At 30.3% G+C, this 5,507-nt stretch carries 3 protein-coding genes; 2 read left to right on the top strand and 1 reads right to left on the bottom strand.

The window, feature by feature from the left end:
• Positions 1-45: 45 nt before the first annotated feature.
• Complete coding sequence (locus tag CN514_RS21540; RefSeq protein WP_098234334.1) at positions 46-3,216, top strand: ATP-binding cassette domain-containing protein; 3,171 nt, start codon at positions 46-48, stop codon at positions 3,214-3,216.
• Between the two features lie 704 nt (positions 3,217-3,920).
• Entirely contained in the window at positions 3,921-4,502 is a 582-nt protein-coding gene (locus CN514_RS21535) for a MerR family transcriptional regulator (protein ID WP_098234333.1), read from the top strand.
• Between the two features lie 693 nt (positions 4,503-5,195).
• Here the strand turns inward: CN514_RS21535 and CN514_RS21530 are convergent.
• On the bottom strand, positions 5,196-5,507 hold a 312-nt coding region (locus tag CN514_RS21530), incomplete at its 5' end, for a DMT family transporter (protein ID WP_141529466.1).

Here is a 5,507-nt window from a genome sequence, read left to right as displayed (position 1 = left end):
ATACATAATTTATTCAAATTTCACGAGACAAGAGAGGATAATAATTTGAAAATAAGTCAATTAATTGCAAATAATATTAATAAATTAGATGCAATTTTACCTGAGAACCAGTCATTGGGAATTGCTGGATTATCTGGTTCTGGTAAAACAACTTTTTGTCAAACAATTGGTGAGGAATCAAAGAAACGTCTGGTGTCTTTACTTCCAAAGGCAGAATATCAATATTTATTCCCAAACATAATGGAAACAAATTTTAGTGCGATTAAGCTGGAAGAAATGCCATTAGTACTTTTTCTGGGCAAATCTTCCATTTCTACGAATCCACGTTCAACACTTGGAACACATACAGGTGTTTTTAAAGACATTCGTGTAAGTCTTGCAGAAAAGTTTCATCTTTCTCCAGAAGTTTTTTCGTTTAATAATGAATTAGGCTGGTGTACGGATTGTAAAGGTCGCGGAATTACAAAAAATATCGAATGTAAAAAATGTAATGGAAACCGCTATAATCAAAAAATTGAAGAATATACAATTGAATTATTTGGTCGTCCACATTCTATTTCAGATATTAATAACTTAAGTGTTGAAACAATCTTATCACTAGCAGAAGAATTACAAATTAGTGAAGCTAAACAGCATTTACTAAACAATATAATCAAAATGAATATTGGCTATTTATCCTTAAATCGAATAACAGGAACATTATCCGGTGGAGAAATAACTCGGCTTTATTTAGCCGAATTTATGGCAACTAGTGAAAACACTGTTATTATCATCGATGAAATTTCGGTTGGTCTTGACCACGATACTTTAAATAGAATATTAGACGAAATAAAAGAATTAGGGTTTAAAAATCTAATATGGTTAATTGACCATTCCGATACAGTGCTAGATGCAACAGATGATCAAGTATTTTTCGGACCTGGAAGTGGTAAATATGGCGGGAAAATTGTTGAAGAATCTCCACGACCTAAACCGATTCTTTGGGAAAGAAACGAGACTTTCCCAAATGAGTTCTATGAGTTTAAAGATCTTCGTTGTCGTAATATCCAAATTCAAGAAATACAAATCCCTAAAAATAGACTAGTAACATTTACTGGCGAGTCTGGATGTGGCAAATCGACTCTAGTAAATGAATGTATGTCAAAAGACTTCTTAAAACGATACCCAAAAGATAAATTAGTGATGGTAGGTCAGGATCGAAACCAATCGATTACAAGTCGATCAACAGTTGCTACATTCTTAGATATAAAAAGAAAGTTAACAAAATATATTGAAGAAATAGATGATATTTTCCTGCGTTCAATCGAGGATATCATTGAAGAACTACCAAAAGAAGACATTGCACATAAGCGATTAAGCTTATTAATCAAACTTGGTCTCGGCTATCTTACGCTAGAAAGAAAAACACAAACACTTTCAACTGGTGAATTTCAATGTGTACATTTAGTTTCTGAACTATTTTCAAATGCAAGAAACCCCCATACACTATTCATTTTTGATGAACCTTCAAAAGGATTATCACAAAATATATTAAATCAATTTATAGATAGTGTTCGAGAAATTCTAAAAGATGAATCTATTTCTATTATGATGATTGAACACAATGCTTACATGTTAGAAAGTTCGGATTATATTGTTGATTTTGGGAAAAGAAAGATTAATCCTGTTGAACATCTTGAGGTTGTAAATCATGATGATTATTTTAATCAGCTAAAAAAGGATCATGAAAAGCCTCAGGCGCAAATTTCATCATCACTTAAAGTACAAAAGGGAGTTCAATATTTACAAGAAAATAATATAAATTATTTCAAAAATGCAGAAAACATTTATAAAGGTGGAATATTAAAAAGTCTATCATCGATGGCACGACTTATTTATGGAGAATATGAATCTGATGCTATTCTACCTGTTATTGCTATTGATTTAGAGAGACATTTATACAGTCAATATACATTTCTATATGAAATCGGCGGATTAATTAATCAGATCGTTGCTTCGCATCCGACTAATAAAGATACAAGAAGTTTTGACTTTTATAATCAAGAAAATCATTGTCCATCCTGCTCTGGCCGTAGAGTGATTGAGAAGTTTGATATCGATGTAGTCATACAAGATAAAACAGTACCATTTTGGGAAGGATTATTACATTCAGATGTAATGGAAGTTTTAAAATATTACCAATATCCAAAATTACAATTCTTATTTGATGAAATAAAAAATGAACTTGATCAAGACATTAGTAAAAGTTTTAATGAGTTGTCAGAAGCTGAAAAGCATACTTTTTTATATGGATACTATGAAAAAACTTTTTATGATAAAGCTGGAAAGACACAAAGATTATGGGAAGGCTTTAATACGATCATTGGACGATATATGTCAATTTCAAAATCGGCAATCAAAGAACAAATGAAGGCTTCTAAAGAGCAAATTATATGTCCTATTTGCGAAGGCACAGTATTAAACCACCACAAAAAATTAATGTTTGGCGAATTTGATATTCGTGAAATAATCAATAAACCTGTAGATCAAGTAATTAAAACAGTTGGTCAGCTAACAGTCCTAGAAGAAATAAAATCAATTGTTGGTGGAGAAACATCATTAACAGTAGAAATTTCTTTACTATCTCGGAAACAACAGGTTGCTTTAAAAATGCTAGAAATAAAACAAGCAAGCTTCGTTGGATATGAAGTAGTACTGCAAAATGCTTTACCGTTTTGGGATCGTGTTAAGACGTATATTGAAGAAATAAGCAATAAAAACTTAGTAACGATAACTGATTTTAAAGATCTATTTGAGACTAGAGAAGACATTATTGACAAATATTTTACAAATGGTAAATTCAAAAAACTAACATATGTTTATGAAGCATTTGGCTATAAAAAAATCGTTACACTAATTAATAAAGTAAAAGCGAGTAACCCTTGTCCGTTCTGTAAAGGAAAGAAAGTAATTTCTGAAGATAATTTACATGACGGAGTATATAAATTAACAATTCCATGTGTTAGTTGTTTAGCAAGTGGAATCAATGAAAGTGGACGTCAACAGCTTGTTGAAGGCATAGCAGTTCAAACATGGCTCACTGGAAAAGTAAGTGAAATCGTTCCTGAAAATCAACTAACTGAAGAAGTTAAAGATATACCGATATTTAATCGAATAAGAGAACTTAATAAACATGATATGATGGCAGTTTATCAATGTTTGATTCAAAATAATTAACAATCAAAAAACTCATTTTCAAAGATCGTTTTGAAATGAGTTTTTTATTTTGTCGCTTAAAATATATGTGTCAATATAACAGGTAAAATTGTTGAAAAATTTTCATAGAATAATGTTCACACTTTATACATGGTAATAAAAAAGAATGCTTAGTATGATTAAACTGTAGCAAAAAACGAATTTTCTATAAATATATTTTTAAAATAACAATATTCTATTTGAAAGTAGGAGATATAATGAATCATTTAAACTTAGGTAGGAACTTAAAAATATCAGCGGGTTTAACAGTATTTGTAATATTCTTGATGTCATATCTTTTAAACTAAAATATTGTAATTTGTACGATAATTTAATCTGAAAACTCATTCGTTAAAAATACAAATGAGTTTTTTATTATATTCTTTTATAAATAAAGAAACTATTAAATCATTTCAATCGTATAAAAATAGAACTGTAAATTAGAACAATGCTTTTTTCAAGAGTATATAAAGATAACATACATACAAATATACATAGCAACTTTGATATTATTGGTTTATCTTAAGTCTGCCTTTACACAATATAAAAATCAGACAACACTGCTGATATTGATTTAACCTGTTTATTATAAATACTCTGATGCTAAATTCGTTCAACCTTTTACAATGCAAAAAGGAGATAGCAAACCAGTATAGAATATAAGCATTGTAAGGAGTGTGAGGGGCATGATAGACGGAGATGTAATATTAACTAGTACTCAAATAAGAGAGCAGTTGGAGTTGAAACCAAGCACCTTCAGAAAGTATCAGGACATCTTAGAAAATGTTGGTTATACAATCAAGAAGAATAGTAGAGGACATCGACAATATTCGAATTATGATGTCTTGATCTTCGAAAAACTAATTGAATTAAGTAAGCATGATGGTATGACATTAGAGAAGTCTGCAAGAATGATAAAAGAGCAAACCAATAGATTAATACCTCATACTGACATGATAGTCGAAGAAAAGTCTTTAAACTTAACAGAGCACCTAATACAGATAAACAATGAACACCAGTTGCAAACAATTGAAAAACTAATGAATAAAATGGAAGAAAGACTTTCTAAAAAGATGGATCTACAACATAAAGAAGTATTAAAGCAACGAGAAAAACAGACTAGCCTACTGTTAGAAGAATGGAGAGAACAAAGAAAACAAGATCAACAACTTTTATTAGAAACGGCAGCCACTCAAGAAAAGAATTCATTACGAAAGAAAGTAAGTGAAAAAATAGAAGAATTAAAAAAATGGTATTTCGAAATATGAGCTATTACATTCTAGCGATTTCGTGTTGCTTTTGTCGTTGGAATGATAATAACCATCTTATATGGAATTTTACACTTACTAATAAATAGCACAAATTAGGGAGCACTTAAAACAAGTGTTCTTTTTTATTTATCTTAAATAAATTATTATGTAAACTTGTTTATAATTGATCGTTCTTCAGGAATGATGGATTTTCATTAACCCATCATTCTAGTACCCTTATCAAAAAATGCAGATGAGGTAAGGTTACTTTTCATGAATAGACGAAATGGCTTGTAATTAAATATCTCAAAAACAGAACATACATTCTGGTATTTTGAATATACTTATGGTAAAATTAGGTAGAGTAGGGTTGTGGTAGGTGCCTTTCTTCGCTAAGAAGGGAGGTGAGAATGTGACTGGTTATGAGATTGCAAATTTAATTATTCAATGTGTTGGGATAACTGCAACTGTAATCTTAAGCATAATCGGTATTATCATTTCTATTAGCAAAAAAAAATAACCACCCTACCCCTCGAATGGTTGTGGTGATTATTTTCTTCACAGGACCGAGGAAAGCAACTTTACCAATTACTACTCGGAAGGGGTGTGTTCGCAGCACATCCCTTTTTAGTATATTCTTTATGACTTCATTATAGTCCTTTTAGTATAGTTTGACAATGAAGTTAAAGTTCTTTTTAACTGAATGAATAGTTAATTTGCAATTTTTTCATTTGAATTTTGTGATACCTTCTTCGGTGAATTCAGTAGCAGTATTAAAGCGATACCTAAAAATGTCATAAAAATTCCAACTACTTGGGTTGGTGTTGGTTTAAATCCTGTTATGACTGTATCTAACACAATGGCCACTGCAGGATCTAAAAAAGTTAACACAGCTATCATATTAGAAGGTAAAAATCGAATATTCCCAAAGAATAAAGCATAAATAACGCCTGTATGAACAAATCCAATTATCAAAATAAAACTCCAGTTTTCTAAATGCAAGTTTTGAAAAGAACCAAATTC

This window comes from Bacillus sp. AFS001701, from assembly GCF_002559405.1.
GTDB lineage: Bacteria > Bacillota > Bacilli > Bacillales > Bacillaceae_G > Gottfriedia.
Note: the sequence above shows the minus strand (reverse complement) of the source record. Positions and strands in the feature narration are given on the sequence as shown.

Excerpts from the sequence above, each read along its gene's own strand:
- CN514_RS21535 (WP_098234333.1), top strand. The coding sequence starts at position 3,921 with ATGATAGACGGAGATGTAATATTAACTAGTACTCAAATAAGAGAGCAG.